This window comes from Quadrisphaera setariae (assembly GCF_008041935.1).
In the GTDB taxonomy this organism is placed as follows: Bacteria; Actinomycetota; Actinomycetes; order Actinomycetales; family Quadrisphaeraceae; genus Quadrisphaera; species Quadrisphaera setariae.
The window spans coordinates 1-18669 of sequence record NZ_VKAC01000016.1 but is presented as its reverse complement, the minus strand read 5'-3'; the positions used below and the strand labels follow the sequence as shown (position 1 = coordinate 18669).

General features: G+C 73.7%; 17 protein-coding genes, 1 rRNA gene and 1 riboswitch. Of the genes, 7 read left to right on the top strand and 11 right to left on the bottom strand.

Annotation, left to right across the window (positions count from 1 at the left end):
- Positions 1-20: 20 nt before the first annotated feature.
- From FMM08_RS20685 to FMM08_RS20665, 5 genes are all read right to left on the bottom strand, one after another.
- Entirely contained in the window at positions 21-803 is a 783-nt protein-coding gene (locus tag FMM08_RS20685) for a PrsW family intramembrane metalloprotease (RefSeq protein ID WP_255472659.1), read from the bottom strand.
- Between the two features lie 55 nt (positions 804-858).
- Positions 859-1653 carry an Hpt domain-containing response regulator gene (locus tag FMM08_RS20680; RefSeq protein ID WP_187279905.1) on the bottom strand — a complete coding sequence of 265 codons (795 nt, stop codon included), beginning with the start codon at positions 1651-1653 and terminating at the stop codon, positions 859-861.
- A 120-nt stretch (positions 1654-1773) separates the two neighbouring features.
- Entirely contained in the window at positions 1774-3096 is a 1323-nt protein-coding gene (locus FMM08_RS20675; protein ID WP_147928244.1) for an LLM class flavin-dependent oxidoreductase, read from the bottom strand.
- Positions 3093-4553 carry an O-acetylhomoserine aminocarboxypropyltransferase/cysteine synthase family protein gene (locus tag FMM08_RS20670; RefSeq protein WP_147928243.1) on the bottom strand — a complete coding sequence of 487 codons (1461 nt, stop codon included), beginning with the start codon at positions 4551-4553 and terminating at the stop codon, positions 3093-3095. Before FMM08_RS20670 ends, FMM08_RS20675 begins: the two co-directional genes overlap by 4 nt.
- 204 nt (positions 4554-4757) lie before the next feature.
- Positions 4758-4852: riboswitch (SAM riboswitch) on the bottom strand.
- Positions 4853-4903: 51 nt separating this feature from the next.
- Positions 4904-5371, bottom strand: a complete 468-nt coding sequence (locus FMM08_RS20665; protein ID WP_147928242.1) for an OsmC family protein — start codon at positions 5369-5371, stop codon at positions 4904-4906.
- A 176-nt stretch (positions 5372-5547) separates the two neighbouring features.
- Here FMM08_RS20665 and FMM08_RS20660 point away from each other — a divergent pair, with 176 nt between their 5' ends.
- Together FMM08_RS20660 and FMM08_RS20655 are read left to right on the top strand one after the other, a co-directional pair.
- Positions 5548-5946, top strand: coding sequence for a TIGR03618 family F420-dependent PPOX class oxidoreductase (locus tag FMM08_RS20660; protein ID WP_147928241.1), 399 nt, complete (start codon positions 5548-5550; stop codon positions 5944-5946).
- A gap of 40 nt (positions 5947-5986) precedes the next feature.
- Entirely contained in the window at positions 5987-7321 is a 1335-nt protein-coding gene (locus FMM08_RS20655; protein ID WP_147928240.1) for an FAD-dependent oxidoreductase, read from the top strand.
- On the opposite strand, the gene FMM08_RS20650 is transcribed toward FMM08_RS20655, so the two are convergent.
- From FMM08_RS20650 to FMM08_RS20635, 4 genes are read right to left on the bottom strand one after another with little or no spacing between them, the layout of a single operon-like run.
- The gene (locus FMM08_RS20650) at positions 7311-9041 is read right to left on the bottom strand and encodes a glycoside hydrolase family 13 protein (protein ID WP_147928239.1); all 1731 of its coding nucleotides are present in this window, start codon (positions 9039-9041) and stop codon (positions 7311-7313) included. The two genes, FMM08_RS20655 and FMM08_RS20650, sit on opposite strands and share 11 nt — an antisense overlap.
- Positions 9038-9952, bottom strand: coding sequence for a carbohydrate ABC transporter permease (locus tag FMM08_RS20645; RefSeq protein ID WP_147928238.1), 915 nt, complete (start codon positions 9950-9952; stop codon positions 9038-9040). The genes FMM08_RS20650 and FMM08_RS20645 overlap by 4 nt, the downstream gene beginning before the upstream one ends.
- A complete protein-coding gene (locus FMM08_RS20640) occupies positions 9952-10821 on the bottom strand; it encodes a carbohydrate ABC transporter permease (protein ID WP_147928237.1) in 870 nt (289 codons plus the stop codon). The genes FMM08_RS20645 and FMM08_RS20640 overlap by 1 nt, the downstream gene beginning before the upstream one ends.
- A complete protein-coding gene (locus FMM08_RS20635) occupies positions 10818-12080 on the bottom strand; it encodes an ABC transporter substrate-binding protein (RefSeq protein WP_147928236.1) in 1263 nt (420 codons plus the stop codon). The genes FMM08_RS20640 and FMM08_RS20635 overlap by 4 nt, the downstream gene beginning before the upstream one ends.
- A 125-nt stretch (positions 12081-12205) precedes the next feature.
- Between FMM08_RS20635 and FMM08_RS20630 the strand changes: the two genes are divergently transcribed.
- Positions 12206-13465 (top strand): ROK family protein, encoded by a 1260-nt coding sequence (locus tag FMM08_RS20630; protein ID WP_187279904.1) that lies wholly within the window; start codon positions 12206-12208, stop codon positions 13463-13465.
- A 51-nt stretch (positions 13466-13516) separates the two neighbouring features.
- Here the strand turns inward: FMM08_RS20630 and glpX are convergent, their stop codons facing one another.
- Positions 13517-14533 (bottom strand): class II fructose-bisphosphatase, encoded by a 1017-nt coding sequence (glpX, locus tag FMM08_RS20625; RefSeq protein WP_147928234.1) that lies wholly within the window; start codon positions 14531-14533, stop codon positions 13517-13519.
- Positions 14534-14633: 100 nt separating this feature from the next.
- Here glpX and FMM08_RS24035 point away from each other — a divergent pair, with 100 nt between their 5' ends.
- From FMM08_RS24035 to FMM08_RS20605, 4 genes are read left to right on the top strand one after another with little or no spacing between them, the layout of a single operon-like run.
- Positions 14634-14975 carry an ArsR/SmtB family transcription factor gene (locus tag FMM08_RS24035; RefSeq protein WP_369431787.1) on the top strand — a complete coding sequence of 114 codons (342 nt, stop codon included), beginning with the start codon at positions 14634-14636 and terminating at the stop codon, positions 14973-14975.
- Positions 14972-15949, top strand: a complete 978-nt coding sequence (locus FMM08_RS20615; RefSeq protein ID WP_147928232.1) for a cation diffusion facilitator family transporter — start codon at positions 14972-14974, stop codon at positions 15947-15949. Before FMM08_RS24035 ends, FMM08_RS20615 begins: the two co-directional genes overlap by 4 nt.
- Positions 15946-16653, top strand: a complete 708-nt coding sequence (locus tag FMM08_RS20610) for a DsbA family protein (protein ID WP_147928231.1) — start codon at positions 15946-15948, stop codon at positions 16651-16653. Before FMM08_RS20615 ends, FMM08_RS20610 begins: the two co-directional genes overlap by 4 nt.
- A gap of 47 nt (positions 16654-16700) precedes the next feature.
- Positions 16701-18176, top strand: coding sequence for a SulP family inorganic anion transporter (locus FMM08_RS20605; RefSeq protein WP_147928230.1), 1476 nt, complete (start codon positions 16701-16703; stop codon positions 18174-18176).
- A gap of 377 nt (positions 18177-18553) precedes the next feature.
- On the opposite strand, the gene rrf is transcribed toward FMM08_RS20605, so the two are convergent.
- Positions 18554-18669: ribosomal RNA gene (gene rrf, locus FMM08_RS20600) — 5S ribosomal RNA — on the bottom strand.

Sequence of the window (18669 nt, the reverse complement as noted above, 5' to 3'; positions counted from 1 at the left end):
CGCGCACCGCGAGGACCGGGTCACACGGGGACGGTGCTGCCGCGCCGGCCGCGCCGGTGGCCGTGGGAGCCGAGGCGGCGGACCACCACGGTGAGCAGGGTCAGGGAGATGACCGAGAGCACCGCGTAGGCCACCACGCCGCCGATGCCGTCCCAGGCGGCGTGGAGGAGGACGGCGAGCACGAAGGCGCCGAGCAGGCGCAGGAGGGCGGCGGGCCGGAACCGCGCGGAGGCGGCCGACCACAGCGCGGCGGCGGTCAGGCCGGTCCAGGCCATGTGCGCGGCGGGGCTGAGCAGGCCGCGCAGCAGCAGCACCTGGTCGACCGCGGCGACGTCCCCGCGCGACTCCACCAGCGCCACGAAGCCGTAGCCCATGGTCTCCAGCGCCGCGAACCCGGCGCCGCTGGCCACGCCCAGCAGCACGCCGTCGACGCGGGCGCGGTAGCGGGTCAGCAGCAGCACCGCTGCCGGCGCCACGAGCTTGGAGCCCTCCTCGATGAGCCCCACCCCCAGGACGGCAGCGCCGCCGAGGCGGCGCAGCTCGTCGTACTCGAGGATCCCGGCGGTGACCACGCCCACCACGCCGCCGACGAAGGCGACGAGGACGACGACGAGCGCGGGCACGTCGTAGGCGAGGCGGCGGCCCGCGATGAAGGCGATGAAGGTGGCGGGCGCCACGGCCGCCCCGAGCAGCAGCAGGGACGGCACGAAGTTCGGGTCTCCGGTGGCGACGAGCGCCCGGCGCACCGCCTCGAAGAGGACGAGCCCGACGACCAGCACGAGGACCCACGACCAGCGGCGCACGGCGGGGATCATGGCGTTCCCGGGCGCTCGGCGCACGCCGGCGCGCCCGGACGGGTCAGTGCGCGCTGACGTCCAGGACCACCGCGAGGGGCTCCGCCTGGGCAGCGGGCTCGCCGGCCCCCGGCCGCTCGTCGAGCTCCTGGGCGACGGCGGTCGCGGCCCTCCGGGCGACGGCGGTCGCGTGGCGCGCCCACCGCAGGTCGATCCGGTGCAGGTCACCGCGCTCGGCGACCGCCTCCACCTCGCGCAGCAGCTCCGCGAGGTGCACGGCCCCGAGGTTGGCGGCGCTGCCGGCCAGGCGGTGCGCCAGGGCCTGCGCCGCCTCGGCGTCCCCGCAGCCCACGGCGGCGGTCAGCTCGTCGGCGGTGACGGGCGCCTGGGTCGCGAAGGAGCGCAGCAGGCGGCTGAACAGGATGCGCTCGGCGGGGTCGTCGAGGTCGCCCATCTCGGCGAGCCGCTCCCGCAGCGTCTCCGCCACCGCGGCGCTGAGGGCGCCTGCGGCGTCGTCCACGGCCTTGAGCAGCGCCCGGGGCGCGAAGGGCTTGCTGAGGTAGCTGCAGCCGAGGGCGCGCCCGGCCTGCGCGTCGGCGGGCAGTGCGCGCCCGGAGAGCAGCACCACGGGCAGGGCGGCGGTCTCGGCAGCAGCGCGCAGGTCGGCCACCAGCCCCAGGGCGCTGCCGCCCGGCATGAACATGTCGCTGACCACCACGTCGGGCAGCTCCTCGTCGAGCCGCTCGCGCGCGTCGGGCGCGGAGGCCACGGCGAGCACCTCGTGCCCCGCGAGCTCCAGTCGCGAGGAGATGAGCTCGCGGGTGACGTCGTCGTCCTCCACCACGAGAACGCTGACCACGGGCACCTCCGGCTCGGCAGACCGGTCCCGCCGCTGTCCAGCGGTGGGACTCTCCCTCACTCCATCGGCGCAACGGCGCCCGAGGTTGAGCACCGCCGGCGAGCACCGTGCCGGACTCGCCTAGAAGTCGAAGAGGTTGGCCCTCGTCCCACCGTCGCCGAGCTCGCGGCGCAGCACTCCCCGGCGCCGCAGCGCGGGCACCAGCTCGTCGAAGAGGCGGTGCAGGGTCACGGGGTGGAGGTCCCCGGAGAGGAGGACGCCGTCGTTGTCGGCCTCCTCGCCCAGCTCCTCGACGAGGTCGGCGACCTCCTCGGCGGTCCCCACCAGCCCCTCGCCCTTCCTGACGAGGCCCTTGCGGGAGCGGCGCACCAGCACCTCGCGCAGGGGCGCGGCGCCGGGGTCGTCGACGCCGGCGAAGAAGCCCTTGAGGGTCCCGCGCGAGACGTGCTGCCCGAACGCGTCCGGCGGCAGCGGGGCGTCGAGGTCGTGGGCGGTGAGGTCGGTCTCCAGGTCGCTGGACCAGTGGCCCGCCACGGCGAGGAGGTCGGCGTCGGTGGGGTCGAGGGAGGCCGCGACCACCCGCTCGGCCTCCTCCTGGGAGGCCACCACCTCGGCCTTGACCCAGAAGAGCACGCGCACGTCGTCGGGACGGCGACCGGCGGCCCGCGCCGCCTCGTGCACGCGGGCGCGGTAGGCGCGGATGCTGGCGGCGTCGAGCGGGGCGTAGGCCAGCTGCACGTCGGAGTGGGCTCCGGAGAAGGCCAGGCCTCGCGGAGACCCTCCCGGGGAGACCACCAGGGGCTCCCCCGCCCGGCCGTCGTCGAAGGGAGCGGCGTTCAGCGGCCCGGTGACGTCGAAGTAGCGGCCCTCGTGGTGGCGGGCGCGGATGCGGCTGCCGTCGGCGTACCGCCCGTCGTCCGCGAGCGCGCCGTCCTCCCAGGAGCGCCAGAGGTCCTTGACCAGGCCGGTCCACTCGTCAGCGCGGTCGTAGGCGGCGTCGTGGTCGAGCGGTGGGGTCCCGCTGACGTGCCGGGCGCTGCCGGTGTCGGTCACCACGTTGAGGCCGAACCGCCCGCCGGAGAGGTGCTGCAGCGTGGCCGCCTGCCGCGCGGCGAGGTAGGGCGGGGTGATCCCGGCGTTGACGGTGGGCACCAGGCCGATGCGCGACGTCGCGGCGAACAGGTACGGGGCGAGGAGCAGCGGGTCGTGCTTGGGGCCGCCGTAGGCGCCGCGCACCCGCAGCTCGAGGGTCTCGGGGTTCCCCAGGGAGACGGCGTCCTCCATGACCACGAGGTCGACGCCGGCCCGCTCCAGCTCGCGGACGGCCTGCTGGTACACGTCGGGGCGGCGCCAGTCCCAGCCCCACGCCCAGTCGGGGCGCCCCCAGCCCTGGGGCCCGAAGCCGCGGGAGAAGAAGTAGCCGACGTGCTGCAGGCGGCTCACGCGGCACCTCCCTGCAGCTGGCCCTCGAGGCTGTCCGCGTGGGCGGTCACGAGCTCCGCGGCCACCAGGGCGCGGCGCAGGTCGGCCTGGAGGTCCTCGACGTCCTCGATGCCCACCGAGAGGCGGACCGTCCCGGGGTGGACGCCGGCGCGCTCGCGCTCGGCGTCGGTGCGGTGGGCGTGCGTGGTGGAGGCCGGGTGCACCACGAGGGAGCGGACGTCGCCGAGGTGCGTCATGTGGCTGAACAGCTGCAGCGCCTCGATGAAGCGGCGCGCTGCTGGCGCGCCGCCGCGCAGCGTCACCGCGACCACCGCGCCGGAGCCGCGGGGCAGGTAGCGGCGGGCGCGCAGGTGGGACGGGCTGGAGGCGAGGCTCGCGTGGTCCACGCGCAGCACCGCTGGCTGGCGCTCCAGCCAGGCCGCGAGCAGCGCCGCGCTGCGGCAGTGCTGCGCCATCCGCAGCGACAGCGTCTCCACGCCCTGCTGCACGAGGAAGGCGTTGAAGGGCGACAGCACCGGGCCGAAGCGCGCGGCGACGTGGTGGCGGGCGTGCTCGGCGTAGGCGCGCTCCCCGTGCAGGTCGAGCCAGCTGCGCCCGCCGAGCACGGCGCTCGGCTCGGCGAGCTGGGCGAACAGCGGCGAGCCGTCGTCGTCGTGAGCGCCCCAGTCGAACCCCCTCCCGACGACGACGACGCCGCCGAGCGCGGTCCCGTGCCCGGAGAGGAACTTGCTGGCCGAGTGCACCACCACGTCCGCGCCGTGCTCCAGCGGCCGCAGCAGGTAGGGGGTGGCCAGGGTGTTGTCCACCACGAGGGGCACCCCGTGGTCGTGCGCGACGGCCGCGACGGCCGCGGTGTCGAGCACCTCGTTGCGGGGGTTGGACAGCGACTCGGCGAAGAGCACGCGGGTGGTGGGGCGCAGGAGGCGGCGCCAGGCCTGCGGGTCGGCGTGGTCGGTGACGAAGTCCACCGAGATGCCGAACCTGGCGAAGTTCTCCGCGAGCAGGCCGCGCGAGCCCTCGTAGAGGTGGTCCGAGGCGAGCACGTGGTCCCCGTGCTGCAGCAGGCCCAGCAGCGCGGTGGTGATGGCCGCCTGCCCGGTGCCCACGACCAGCGCCTCGGCGCCGCCCTCCAGCGCCGCGAGGCGCCGCTCGAGGGCGGCGGTGGTGGGGTTGGCGATGCGGGAGTAGACGAAGCCGTCGTCCTCGCCGGAGAAGCGGGCGGCCGCGGTCGCGGAGTCCTCGAAGCGGAAGCCGGCGGAGACGTGGATCGGCGCCACGCGGTCGCCGTGACCGGCGGCCCCGGCGTCCGCGCCGGCGTGGACCTGCTGGGTGGTGAAGCCGTAGCCCGCGGTGCGGGCCTGGGGTGCGGGGAGCGCCGGCTGGGTGCGCGCGGAGCGCGGGGCCGGGTGGCGGACGGTCTGGACGGGGTGAGGGGTCGGGGCGGTCTGCACGGTCATCGGAGGTGCCTCTCGGGAGCGCCGCGGCGTGCGGCGCCGCAGTGACCGCGCGTCGACGACGACGCGCGGCAGCTGCGGGGGGGCGGTCGGGGGGTCAGCGCTGGGTCAGCGCTGACAGCCACCACCCGTGGTGAGGGCGAGGTCGATGTGCAGGCGTCGCACGAGGACAGGACGGACGGGCACAGGTCGGTCGAGCACGGAGGTCCTCCATCGGCCGTGGCGGGAGCACCTGGCGCAGCGGGCTGCGCTGGTTGCTGCGGCGTCGACGAGCCACGTCTCTCGGCCGCTCTGGATGGTCGAGATCGACGGTAGGGGCGCTCCACCCCCACCGTCAACCGTCCACCCCTGCCTCAGGCGGGCAGCGGCGCCTTGCTCCACTCGCTGGTGTAGGCGAGCCCGCTGCGCTTGAACATCTGGGTGACGGGGCAGCGGCGCTCGGTCTCGGCGTGGAAGGTCTCGAAGACGTCGTCGGCTGCGTCGGTCTCGACGGTCACCTTCACGGCGACCCTGTCGAAGTTGGCGTTGCCCTCGGCTCCGCCGGCGATGACGGAGGGGTCCAGGTCGCCCTGGATGTGGAACGACCACTTGCCCAGGGCGATGCCCAGGCTGGAGGCGACCAGGCTCCCGGTCACCTGGTTGCAGCTGGTCAGCGCCCCGAGGAGGTAGCTCAGGGGGCTCGGCGCCGCGTCGTCGCCCCCGAAGGAGGGGTAGGTGTCGGCGGTGAAGACGTGTTCGTGGTCGCCGGCGACCACGAGGCGCTGGGCCACCCCGCTGCCCTCGGCGTCGACGACGAAGGGGACGGTCTGCTTGATGGGCATGGTCCGGACACTACTTGTCGCGCACGACTGGTCGTCAAGGGCCGCCAGCGCCTCCACGGGCCGCTCCCAGGGCCGGGCCGTCACTCGACCTCCTCCAGGACGAGCCCGGGCACGGGGCGCACCCTCCGCGCGCCGCGCGCGTCGCGCCGGCCCGGGCGTCGGCGCAGGATGGCGGGGTGAGCACGCCCCTCCCCGCGCCCCTCCTGGACCTCCTCCGCAAGCCCTCCCCCTGCTTCGTGGCCACGCTCATGCCGGACGGCTCTCCGCAGCTGACGGAGACGTGGGTGACCACCGACGGCGAGAACGTGGTCATCAACGTGGTGGACGGGATGCAGAAGGCGCGCAACGTGGCGCGCGACCCGCGGGTGGCCGTCAACGTGGTGGACCCTGACGACCCGTTCCGCTTCTTCCAGGTGCGCGGCCGGGTGGTGAAGGCCACCACCGAGGGCGGGAGGGAGGGCATCGACGAGCTGTCGATGAAGTACCTGGGCCGGCCCTACCCGCAGTTCGACGGCGGGGGCGCGCGGCTGGTGCTGACCATCGCCGCCGACTCGGTGACCTCTCCCCGGAGCTGACCCCTCGCCAGCGCCGCCCCCTCGGCGCGACCATGGCGCGGTGAGCGCTGCGAAGACCACGTGCGTCGTCGTCGGCGGGGGCCCGGCGGGCGTCGTCCTGGGGCTCCTGCTCGCCCGCGCGGGTGTGGAGGTGACCGTGCTGGAGAAGCACGCCGACTTCCACCGGGACTTCCGCGGCGACACCGTGCACCCCAGCACGCTGCAGCTCCTCGACGACCTGGGCCTGTACGGGCGCTTCGCCGCGCTCCCGCACAGCGAGGTGCGCCGGGTGGAGCTCGTCGCGGGCAGCGGCGCGGTCGTGGCCGACTTCGAGCGCCTCGGCCGCCTGCTGCCGGGCCTGCGCCACCCCTTCATCGCGATGGTGCCCCAGTGGGACCTCCTGACGCTGCTGGCCGACGCGGCCCGCGAGGAGCCGTCGTTCACCCTGCGGACCGGCACGGAGGTGACGGGCCTGCTCACCGGGCCCGCCCGCGAGACCGGCACCGGCGTCCGCGTGACCGGTGTGCGGTGGCGCAGCGCCGACGGCGGCGGTGTCGTCGAGGGAGAGCTCGAGGCCGACCTCGTGGTCGCCTGCGACGGGCGCCGGTCGACGGCGCGGCGGGCGGCGGAGCTGGAGCCCCGCGAGCTCGACGTGCCCTTCGACGTCTGGTGGTTCCGGCTGCCGGTGGACGACGACGAGCCCGACGCGCGGCTGCTGCCGGTGATGGCTCCCGGTCGGGCGATGATCGTCATCCCCCGCCGCACCGCCGCCGAGCGGTACCTGCAGATCGCCTACCTGGGACCCAAGGGCGGTGACGCGGCGCTGCGGGCGCGCGGTGTGGAGGCGTTCCGCCGCGACGTCGCCGAGCTGCTCCCCGACCGCGCGGCGACCGCGCTGTCGCCGGACGCGATCCGGTCCATGGACGACGTGAGCGTGCTCGACGTCCGCCTGTCCCGGCTGCCCGTCTGGCACCGGGAGGGGCTGCTCTGCCTCGGCGACGCCGCGCACGCGATGTCGCCCGTGGGCGGGGTGGGGATCAACCTCGCCGTCCAGGACGCCGTCGCGGCGGCCCGCCTGCTCGCGGCGCCCCTGCGCGAGCGGCGGGTGCGCCGCACCGACCTGGCGGCGGTGCAGCGGCGACGGACGCCCCCCACGGTGCTCACGCAGGCGCTGCAGCAGCAGGCCCACCGGAGGGTGCTCGCACCGGTGCTGGCCGGGGCGCAGGGAGGGCCGCCCCGGGTCGTGACCGCCGCGCTGCAGCGGGTGCCCCAGCTGGCCGTGGTGCCGGCCGCCGTGGTGGGGATCGGCGTGCGCCCGGAGCGCGCCCCGGGCTGGGCGCGCCGCCCCCCGTCGCCGTCGGCTCCGCCGTCCCCGTCCGACGCCGTCAGCCGCTGACCACCCACGCCGTCGTCGACGGCGGCAGGTGCCCGGCGTCGTCGAGGGGGCCGCTGGTCAGCACCAGCTCCCCGGTCGGCAGCGGCACGGACGGGCCGCTGCCGTCGGTGGCCCCGACGTTCACGACGCAGTGCCACCGCTCGCCGCCCCGTGCGCCACCGGCGCGCTCGTCACCCACCGGCCGCGACCAGTGCAGGACGTCGCCGGTCGAACGCTCCCACCGCAGCTGCTCGGGGCCGAGCAGCTCGCGGCGCAGCTCCAGCGCCACCCGGTGCAGGTGCAGCGTCGACCCGGGATCGGCCTCCTGCACCGACGCCGCGGCTCCGGCGAACCACGCCGGCTGCGGCAGGTGCGGGTCCAGCCCGCCGTCGGGGCCGAACCCGAAGGAGGAGCCGTCGGGGGTCCACGGGATCGGCACGCGGCAGCCGTCGCGTCCCTTCTCCGCCCCCTCGGAGCGGAAGGCGATCGGGTCCTGCAGCACGTCGGCGGGCAGGTCGGCCACCTCGTGGAGCCCCAGCTCCTCGCCCTGGTAGAGGTACGTGGAGCCAGGCAGCGCCAGCTCCAGCAGCAGTCCGGCGCGAGCGCGCCGCAGCCCGAGGGCCTTGTCGAGCGCGGGGGTGGCGCCGTCCCGCGTCACCCAGGCCTTGGCCGCCACGTGCGAGGACAGCTCCGGGTCTGGCGGCAGCCCGTAGCGGCTGGCGGCGCGCACGCAGTCGTGGTTGGCGAGCGTCCACGTGCACGAGGCGCCGACGTCCAGCTGCTCCAGGCCCAGCTCCACCCCGCGGCGCAGCTGCGCCGCGTCCCACCCGGCCTCGAAGAGGTCGAAGGTGAACGCCTGGCCCAGCGAGGAGGGGTCGGAGTAGCGCCACCGCCTCGAGGGGTGCACCGACGCCTCGGCGACCGCCGCACGCGGCGGGTCGTAGGTGTCGAAGAGCTGGCGCCACTCGCGGTAGACGTCCATGAGCTCGTCCCGGTCCCACAGCGGGTGGCTGCCGTCGTCGAAGAGCGCCGTGTGGGTGCTGGGCAGCTCCACGTGGAGGTTGTTGTCGACGTCGCGGACCAGCCCGTGGGCGACGTCGACGCGGAACCCGTCCACGCCGCGGTCGGCCCAGAACCTCAGGGTGGCCAGGAAGTCGTCGCGGACCTCCCGGTTCGACCACTCCAGGTCGGGCTGCTCCCTGGCGAAGGCGTGCAGGTACCACTGCCCGTCACCCGCGGGCTCCCACGCCGAGCCGCCGAACAGCGACTTCCAGCTCGACGGCGGCTCGCTCATCGGACCGGCCGGTCCGTCGCGCCCGTCCCGGAAGACGTAGCGCCCGCGCGCGGCTGAGCCGCGCGGGGCGGCCAGCGCCTCGCGGAACCACGGGTGCCGGTCGGAGGTGTGGTTGGGCACGATGTCGACGACGACGCGGATCCCGGCGGCGTGCAGCGCCTCCGCCATCTCGTCGAAGTCGGCCAGGGTGCCGAGCCTGGGGTCGACGTCGCGGTGGTCGTCGACGTCGTACCCGCCGTCGGACAGCGCCGACGGGTAGAACGGCGACAGCCAGACGGCGTCGACCCCCAGCTCGGCGAGGTACGGCACGCGCGAGGTGACCCCTCGCAGGTCGCCCAGGCCGTCCCCGTCGGCGTCGGCGAAGGAGCGGGGGTAGACCTGGTAGACGACGGCCTGGCGCCACCACGGAGCTGCCCGCTGGTCGTCCCGCTGGGGTGTGGCGCTCACTTGATGGCACCCCGCGTCACGCCGGACATGACCCACCGCTGGGCGAAGACGTAGACGATGATCGTCGGCGCCATCGCCATGAGGTAGCTGGCGAACGCCACGTTGTAGTCCGTGGAGAACGAGCTCTGGAAGATCTGCTGGATCACGGGGATCGTCTGCAGGTCGGGGTTGGCGGTGATGAGGGACGGCATCATGAAGTCGTTCCAGGCCGCGAGGAAGGCGAAGATGCCGACGGTGGCGTTCATGGGCGCCAGCAGCGGGAAGATCAGCTTCCAGAACACCTGCCACGTGGTGGCGCCGTCGATGCGGGCGCTCTCCTCCAGCTCACCGGGGATCGAGCGCAGGAAGGCGGAGTAGAGCAGCACCGAGAACGACAGCTGGAAGAGGATGTGCAGCACGGCCACGCCCACGGGGTTGTCCAGGCTGAGGTAGGCGGTGAGCTTCACCTGCGGCAGGGCGATCACCGGGAACGGGATGAACATCGCGGCGAGCAGGTAGAAGTAGCTGTACTTGAACAGCTTGTTGTCCCACTGGCGCACGATCGCGTACGCCGCGAGCGAGGCCAGGACGATGACGCCCGCCACGCTGGCCGCGGCGACCAGCACCGAGATGACGAACGCCGTGGGGAACCCGACGAGGTTCCAGGCGTCGGCGAAGCTGGAGGGGTTGAGCGGTGCCGGCAGGGAGAAGCCGTTGCCGTCCACGGACTGCTCCGGCGTCTTGAACGCCATCGTCACCGTCAGGTACAGCGGCAGGAGCACCGTGAGGCCGCACACGGCGAGCACGCCGGTGAGCAGCCAGGCGCTGCGGCTGGCGCGGCCGCTGACGGCCCCGCCGGTCTGCCGGGCCCGGTTGCCCCGGGCGTTCTTGGCGGCGGCCTCGACGGTGGCCGGGTCAGCTGCGATGGCCATCAGAGACTCACCCCTCGGCGGTTGATGATGCGGAGCTGGGCGATGGAGATCAGCACGGTGATCACGAAGAAGACCACCGCGTTGGCCATCTGGTAGGCGTAGTCACCGCTGGTGAAGCCCGTGAAGATGGTCATGGCGACGGACGACGTCGCAGTGCCCGGACCGCCGTTGGTGAGGCCGACGATGATGTCGTAGGCGTTGAGGAAGTTCTTGAAGCCGAGCACGGTGTTGATCACGACGTAGCCCGCCACGAGCGGCAGCGTGATGGCGGTGAACTGGCGCCACGGGGTGGCGCCGTCCAGCGACGAGGCCTCGTAGACCTCCTCGGGGATGGCCAGCAGACCTGCGAGGTAGATGATCAGGGCCGAGGGGATCGCCTGCCACGCCGTGACGACGACGACGGCGACCCACGCCCAGTCGGCGTTCGCCAGGATGCTGCTGCCGCCGAACACCGCGGGGATCGACGTCGAGAAGATGTAGTTGAAGACGTAGGCGATGACGATGCCCGAGACCACCATGGGGATGAAGAAGACCCCGCGCAGCGCCGTCTTGAACTTGATCTTCGAGTTGAGCAGCACCGCGAGGAACAGCGCGATGGCGTTGACCAGCAATACCGTCACCACCGAGAAGCCGATGGTGAAGCCGTAGGCGGACAGGATGCGCGGGTCGGTGAAGAGCACCAGGTAGTTGGCCAGCCCCACGAAGCTGTACTCGCCGTAGCCGACGTAGTTGGTGACGGAGAAGAACATGCCGGCCAGGGCCGGGCCGATGATGAGCAGCGTGAAGAGCAGCAGCGCGGGCAGCAGCATCACGTAGAAGGCCGCGTCGACCTTCTTGCGCGCCCGGCGCGCGGGAGCGGCGGCGCTCATGCGAGGGCCGACCGAGCGGCGAGGCGGTCCCAGTCGGCGTCGAGCGTGCGGAGCATCCCGTCGCCGTCGCCGTCCAGCAGGGCGCCTTGGAAGTAGTTCTCCAGAGGAATCGTGTTGGGCACGAAGGTGCTCGATCCTTGGTAGATGCGGCCGGCGTCGAGGTAGGGAGCGAGCCCGGCGGTGCGCGGGTCGGTGGTCCCCTGGGCGCCCTGGAGGGGGGAGAACGCGAGGTTCTCCTCGTTGTAGGTGGTGCAGACCTCCGGCCGCATCATCCACTGGACGAACTTCGTGGCTCCGGCGACGTCGGCGCTGGCGGTGGGGACCCACAGCGCCAGGTCGAGGTTGACGCGCGCAGCCCGGTCGTCGGCGTCCTCGGTCATGGGCAGCGAGAACGTCCCCAGCTCGAGGTCGGGGTCGGTCTTGGCGATCTCGCCGAGGGCCCACGGTCCCTGGCAGTACATGGCGACCTTCCCCTGACCCATGGCGAGGTTGCCGTCGGCGTAGGTCTTGGAGGGGAAGTCGGGGTTGAAGTAGTCCCGCAGCACGAGGATGTTCTTCATCACCGGGCTGAAGGTCTCCAGGAACGTCGGCTTGGGGCCGTCGCCCTCGGCCAGCTTGGCCTTGTAGAAGGCGGGGACGTCGGCGCCGGAGCCGGTCGCGTAGTCCCACATGCCCTGGCGGGTGGTCCAGGGGTCGCGCGCCGTGGTGTAGATCGGCGTGACGCCCGCGGCCTGGAACGCCTTGCAGGCCTCCACCAGCTCGCTGAAGGTCGTGGGCACCTCGATGCCGTTGTCGGCGAAGAGCTTGACGTTGTAGATGACGCCCGCGGCGGTCACCGACCACGGCAGGACGCTCGTCTGGCCCTCGTAGTTGGCGTACTGGTCCACGAGGGACTGGTAGGACGGGTTGATCGTCCCCGCCTCGGGCAGGTCGGCCAGGTCGGTGAGCACGCCGCCGCGCACGTAGTTCGAGGTCTCGAGGTTGTAGTTGTAGCAGGCGACGTCCGGCGGAGCTCCACGCACGAACTGCGGGACGATCGACGTCTGGGTGCCGTCGTGGTTGATGGTCACCGCGTCCTGGCTGGCGTTGTACTGCGCGGCCAGGTCGTCGAAGTAGGCGAGCACCTCGGGCTTGTTGGCCACCCAGCGCAGGGTCTCGCGGCCACCGCCGGCGCCACCGGCGCACCCGGCCAGGGACAGCGGGACGGCGCCCGCCGCGGCGCCGAGGCCGACGAGCTTGAGCAGGGAGCGGCGGCTCATGCCGCCGCGTGGAGGACCGTTCACGGGCACCCCTTCGTGCTCGACCCCGGAGCCCGGGGTATTTGATTGACGTCGTGAAGCAACTCAGGGAGGGTGGCACCGTGACCGCCGCAGAGTCAAGCCCCGTGTCTGCGCCCCGCACGAGGCAGCGGGAGAGGACCACCTCCACCCGTGCCCTGCGCCTCGCCTCCACGGCCGCCGTCCTCGACGCGCTCTGGCACGGCGAGGCCGTGACCGGCAGCGACCTCATCGCCACCACCGGCCTGACGCGCGCCACCGTCCACGACGTCTGCGCCGACCTCATCGCCGCGGGCTGGGTGGAGGAGCTCGCCGACCAGCGCGCGCACGGCAGCTACGCGCGCGGCCGCCCGGCGCGGCGCTACGGCCTGCGGGCGCGCGCCGGGGTGGTGCTGGGGCTGGAGGCCTCGAGCGCGCGCTGCACGGCCCTGGTCACCGACCTGCTCGGGGTGCCCCTGGGGACCGCCGAGAGCACCTGCCGGCGCGATGCCGGCGAACGCAGGACGGCGGCCGGAGAGGCTGCGGGGGCTGCCCTCGCCGAAGCCGGGGCCGCCGTCGAGGAGGTGCTGGCCTGCACGGTCGCGGTGCCAGCGCCCGTCGCTGCCTCGGGTCGGGTGGAGGTCCGCAGCAACCCGTACTGGGTGCTCATGGACGCCGGGTTGAGCGAGCACCTGCAGCGCCGGCTGTCGTGCCCGGTCCGCCTGGCCAACGACGCCGACCTCGCCGCGCTCGCCGAGGGCCGGCGAGGCGGCGCCGCCGGCGTGCTCGACCACATCACCGTGCTGGCCGACGGGGGCTTCGGGGCGGGTCTGGTCGCGGCGGGCTCGCTCGTGAGGGGGCGCTGGGGCCGGGGCGGGGAGATGCGCTGGCTCGACCTCGTGACCGACGTCGGCGCCCCGATCGGCCTGGGCCCCCTGCTGGCCCTGTGGGACGCGGAGGGCCCGGACGCCTTCCCCGACACCCACGGGCCGCTGGAGGTCGAGCCGGGCACCGGCGACCTCGAGGCCGACCTGGAGCGGGCGCACCGGGTGCTGCGCGAGGCCGCCGACGGCGACAGCCGTGCGCTCGCCGTCGCCGAGCGCGCCGGACACCACCTCGCACGCGTCGTGGCGACGGCCGCGGGCCTGTTCGACCCCGAGGTGGTGGTGCTGGCCGGCCAGCTGGCCGAAGACCTCCAGCCGGTCGTGGACGTGGCGTCGCACGTGCTGCCGGAGCTGCTCGACGAGCCCGTGCCCCGCCTGGTGACCTCGCCGCTGGGCGGGGGCGTCATCGCCGTCGGCGCCGCCCAGCAGGCCCTCGACGACGTCCGGGCGGACGCGCTCCACGTGCGCCTCCCCGGAGCCGCCGCAGCCCTCGCCGATCGCTGACCCCGGCCGCCCCTGGAGGGCGGCCGGGGTCAGCGGTCGTTCACCGAGAGGTCAGAGCCACTTCGAGGCGAGGTGCTCGGCCACGACGCGGCGCACCGTGCCCGACTGCGTGCGCAGCACGATCGACTCGGTGCGGATGACGCCGTCGCCGTAGCGCACGCCGTCCAGCAGGCCGCCGTCGGTGACGCCGGTGGCCACGAAGAACGCGTCCTCGCCCTTGACGAGGTCGTCGGCGTCGTAGACGTGGTCCATGAGCAGCCCGGCGGCCAGGCCGCGGTCCCGCTCGGCGTCGTCCTTGGGCGCCAGCACGCCCTGCATGAAGCCGCCGAGGGCCTTGACGGCGCACGCCGTCGTGACGCCCTCCGGGCTCCCGCCGATGCCCACGCACATGTCGATGCGGGTGCCGCTGCGCGCGGCGTTGATGCCGCCCGCGACGTCGCCGTCGAGCAGCAGGCGGGTCCCGGCGCCGGCCTCGCGGATCTCGCGGACGATCCCCTCGTGGCGGGGCCGGTCGAGGATCGCGACGACGACCTCCTCGGGCCGCTTGCCCAGCGCCGCGGCGAGGGCGCGGATGTTCTCGCCCACCGGCTTGCGGATGTCGACGACGCCGCGGCCCTCGGGGCCGGTGACGAGCTTGTCCATGTAGAAGACGCTCGACGCGTCGAGCATGGCGCCGCGGTCGGCCACGGCGATGACCGACAGGGCGTTCTGGCGCCCGGCGGCGGCCATGGAGGTCCCGTCCACGGGGTCCACGGCGACGTCGCACGCCGGCCCCTGCCCGTTGCCCACCCGCTCGCCGTTGAAGAGCATCGGCGCCTCGTCCTTCTCCCCCTCGCCGATGACGACGACGCCGTCGAAGGACACGGTGGACAGGAACGCCCGCATGGCGTCGACGGCGGCGCCGTCCACAGCGATCTTGTCACCCTTGCCGATGAAGGGGACGGCGCGGATGGCCGCGGCCTCGGTCGCGCGGACCAGCTCCAGCGCGAGGTTGCGGTCAGGGCGTCCGGTGCGGGCGCCGTCCTCAGGGGCGCTGGGGCTGCTGGCGGTCGGGGTGCTGTGCGTCATCGCGAGTTCCTCCGTCGGCGGTGTGGGGCCGGGTGTCGGCGGGGCTGCTCGGATCCTCCCACAGTTCATCGGTTGCTGTATGGTCGGGGACGTGGTCGCCGTGACGAGCGCCTTCGCCGCGACCAGGACCCAGCCCGCCGCGGCGGCGAGGGTGCTGGCGCGCTTCGGGCACGCCCTGTCCGACCCCACGCGCGCCCGCCTCCTGCTCGCCCTGCGGCAGGCGCCGGGCTACCCGGCGGACCTGGCCGACGAGCTGGGCGTCTCCCGGCAGAACCTCTCCAACCACCTGTCGTGCCTGCGCGACTGCGGCCTGGTGGTCTCGTCCCAGGAGGGCCGCCGCGTCCGCTACGCCCTGGCCGACCCCGCGCTGGGGCACGCCCTGTCGGACCTGCTCTCGGCCGTCGCCGCGATCGACCCCCTCGCCCAGGAGGACCACCGGTGAGCCACGGCCACTCCCACGCGAGCGCGGCCGGCGGAGACCGCCGGCGGCTCGCGCTCGCCCTGCTCGTCACCCTGGTGGTGCTGGCCAGCGGCGTCGTCGGGGGGATCCTCACCGGCTCACTGGCACTGCTCGCCGACGCGGGCCACATGCTCACCGACGCCGCCGGCCTCGGCGTGGCGCTGCTGGCCTCCAGCCTGGCGCTGCGACCGGCGACCGACGCCCGCACCTGGGGGCTGCAGCGCGCCGAGGTCCTGGCCGCGGTGCTGCAGGCGGCGATGCTGCTGGCGGTGGGGGTGCTCATCACCGTGGAGGGGGTCCGCCGACTGCTGGACCCGCCTGAGGTCGCCTCCTCGGGAATGCTCGTCTTCGGTGCGGTGGGCCTGCTGGGCAACCTCGCGTCCCTGTGGATCCTGACGCGGCGCAGCGGTGGCCACGCCCACCGCGACGGCCACGACGGCCACGACGGCCACGACGGCCACGACCAGCCCATGGGCCTCAACCGCAGGGCAGCGGTCCTCGAGGTCATCAGCGACGGCCTCGGCTCGCTGGCGGTGCTCCTGGCCGCCGGCGTCATCGCCCTCACCGGCTGGACGCGCGCCGACGCCCTGGTGTCGCTGCTGATCGGCGTCCTCATCGTCCCGAGGACGGTGGTGCTGCTCCGCGAGGCCACCGACGTGCTGCTGGAGGCGGTGCCCCGGGGGCTCGACCTGTCCGCGGTGCGCGCGCACCTGCTGGAGCAGCCCCACGTCCTGGCCGTCCACGACCTGCATGCCAGCCAGATCAGCTCCGGGCTGCCGGTGCTGAGCGCCCACGTGGTCCTGGACGACTCCTGCTTCGTCGACGGGCACGCGCCGGCGGTGCTCGACCAGCTCCAGGCCTGCGTGGCCGGCCACTTCCCCGTCCGCATCACGCACTCGACCTTCCAGGTCGAACCAGCCAGCCACGCCGACCACGAGCACGGGGTGCACGCATGAGGACGACGAACGACCCGTCGGCGAGCGGAGGGCGGGGCCTGCGCGGCTCCCTGACGAAGCGCACCCGGCTGCTCGCCGCCATCGTCGTCCTCACCACCGCCGCGAGCGTCCTCGCCGTCGCCCTGGCCGGGAGAGCGCCCGGTGGGGCCGCAGGTGCGGTCCCACCGTCGCTGGTGCGCTGGGACAGCCACCGGCTGACGGAGACCCCCTCGGCCTCGAGGGCGCCCGTGCAGCTCGTCGAGTTCATCGACTTCGAGTGCCGCCGCTGCCGGGCGACGCAGCCGTTCATGGACGAGCTGCGCGCGGACTACGCAGGGCGGGTCGACTTCGTCGTCCGGTACTTCCCACTGCCCGGCCACGCCAACTCCACGAACGCCGCGATGGCGGTGGAGGCGGCGGCGCAGCAGGGAGCCTTCGCCGAGATGGCCGACGTCATGTGGGCCACCCACGGGCACTGGGGCCGCTCCAGCGAGCCCCAGTCGTCGCTGTTCCGCAGCTTCGCCGCCGACCTGGGCCTGGACATGGCCGCGTACGACGCCGCGGTCGCCGACCCCGCCACGGCGGCGCGCATCCGGCAGGACTTCGAGGACGGGGTCGCCCTGGGCGTCACGGGCACCCCCACGCACTTCCTCGACGGCGTCCTCGTGCGACCGGCCGACGAGGTCGACTTCCGCGGGCTGCTCGACGCGGCGCTCGCCAGCTGACGTACCAGGTCAACCTTGACGCTCCGTCAAGGTAGGCTCGTCCACTCGTGAGCACCTCAGCGCTGCGGCGACCGACCTGGACCCAGCCGCGCGTGCTGCGCACAGAAGTGCTCGCGGGGCTCGTGGTGGCCCTGGCGCTGATCCCCGAGGCCATCTCGTTCTCCATCATCGCCGGCGTCGACCCCCGCGTCGGCCTGTTCGCCTCCTTCACCATGGCCGTGACGATCGCGTTCGTCGGCGGTCGGCCCGCGATGATCTCCGCAGCGACGGGTGCGGTGGCCCTCGTCGTCGCCCCCCTCGTGAGAGAGCACGGGCTCGACCACCTCGTGCTGGCCGTCCTGCTCGGTGGGGCCCTGCAGGTGGTGCTGGGGGTGCTCGGCGTCGCGCGGCTCATGCGCTTCATCCCGCGCAGCGTCATGACGGGCTTCGTCAACGCCCTCGCCATCCTCATCGTCGCCGCGCAGGTGCCCCACTTCGTGGGGGTGCCGTGGATGGTCTACCCCGTGGCGGCGCTGGCCATCGCCGTCATGGTGCTGCTGCCTCGCCTCACCACAGCAGTACCGGCACCGCTGGTCGCGGTGGTGGTCCTGACCGCCGTGACCACGCTCGCGCACCTGGCTCTTCCTGACGTCGGGGACCAGGGCGCCCTCCCCGAGAGCCTGCCGTCGCTCTTCTGGCCCGACGTCCCGTGGACCTGGCAGACCCTCGTCACCGTGGCTCCGTACGCCTGCGGCATCGCCGTCGTCGGGCTCCTGGAGTCGCTCCTGACCGCCAAGCTGGTCGACGAGGTGACCGACACCCCGTCGCGCAAGGACCGCGAGGCGTGGGGACAAGGTGTCGCGAACATCGTCACCGGACTCTTCGGGGGCATGGGCGGCTGCGCGATGATCGGCCAGACGATGATCAATGTGCGCAGCGGGGCGCGCACCCGGCTCTCCACCTTCCTGGCGGGCTCCTTCCTGCTCGTCCTCGTGGTGGGCCTGGGTGACCTGGTCGCGACCATCCCCATGGCCGTGCTGGCGTCAGTGATGGTGATGGTCAGCGTGGCCACCTTCGACTGGCACTCGATCCGGCCGTCGACGCTGCGGCGGATGCCCCGCTCGGAGACCGCGGTGATGGTCGTGACCGTGGTCGTGGTCGTCGCGACGCACAACCTCGCCATCGGCGTCGTGGCCGGCGTCGTCGTGGCGGCCCTCCTCTTCGCCCGGCGCGTCGCCCACCTCGTCACCGTCCGCCGTGACCTCGAAGAGGACGGGACACGGGTGCGCTACACGGTGGTGGGTGAGCTCTTCTTCGCCTCGAGCAACGACCTCGTGAGCCAGTTCTCCTACGGGGAGGACCCCTCCAGCGTCGTCGTGGACCTCTCCAGCTCCCACGTCTGGGACGCCTCCACGGTGGCCGCCCTGGACGCCGTGACGACCAAGTACGCCGCGCGTGGCAAGACGGTGCTCATCGAGGGCCTCAACGAGGCCAGCGCCGCCATGCACGACCGCCTCGCAGGGCGCCTGGGCGCTGACGCCTGAGCACCTCGCCACACGGCGGACGCCTCGCCCCAGCGGCCTCCTGCGCTCACCCGGGCGACGAGCCCCGGGCACCGGAGGAGTAGCCGTGGTGCGCCTTCATGCGCAGACCGTGACGTGTCCGTTCCCCTCAGCCACACCCTCGTCAAAGACTCCCGACGACGTCCCGTCGGGTCTGAGCCTGGAGCAGGCTGCCCGTTCTGTGGGTGGGGGGGGTTGGGGTCCATCGCGGTGCGTCCCCGGCTTGTTCACGACACGGCGGGGACGCGGGGATGCTGTCGAGATGAGGCAGGGATGCTGTCGGATGATGCGGGGATGTTGGGGGGATGCGGAAAAGGGGCTGGGTTGCATCGCTGCAACCCAGCCCCTTTCCAAAGGATGTCCGGCGGTGACCTACTCTCCCACCCAGCTTCCCGGGCAGTACCATCGGCGCAGGTGAGCTTAGCTTCCGGGTTCGGAATGGGACCGGGCGTTTCCCCACCGCTATGACCGCCGT

Coding starts and splice junctions, on each gene's coding strand:
- FMM08_RS20665 (WP_147928242.1), bottom strand. CDS start 5,371: ATGCCCATCAAGCAGACCGTCCCCTTCGTCGTCGACGCCGAGGGCAGC.
- FMM08_RS20670 (WP_147928243.1), bottom strand. CDS start 4,553: ATGACCGTGCAGACCGCCCCGACCCCTCACCCCGTCCAGACCGTCCGC.
- FMM08_RS20640 (WP_147928237.1), bottom strand. CDS start 10,821: ATGAGCGCCGCCGCTCCCGCGCGCCGGGCGCGCAAGAAGGTCGACGCG.
- glpX (WP_147928234.1), bottom strand. CDS start 14,533: ATGACGCACAGCACCCCGACCGCCAGCAGCCCCAGCGCCCCTGAGGAC.
- FMM08_RS20645 (WP_147928238.1), bottom strand. CDS start 9,952: ATGGCCATCGCAGCTGACCCGGCCACCGTCGAGGCCGCCGCCAAGAAC.
- FMM08_RS20610 (WP_147928231.1), top strand. CDS start 15,946: ATGAGGACGACGAACGACCCGTCGGCGAGCGGAGGGCGGGGCCTGCGC.
- FMM08_RS20635 (WP_147928236.1), bottom strand. CDS start 12,080: ATGAGCCGCCGCTCCCTGCTCAAGCTCGTCGGCCTCGGCGCCGCGGCG.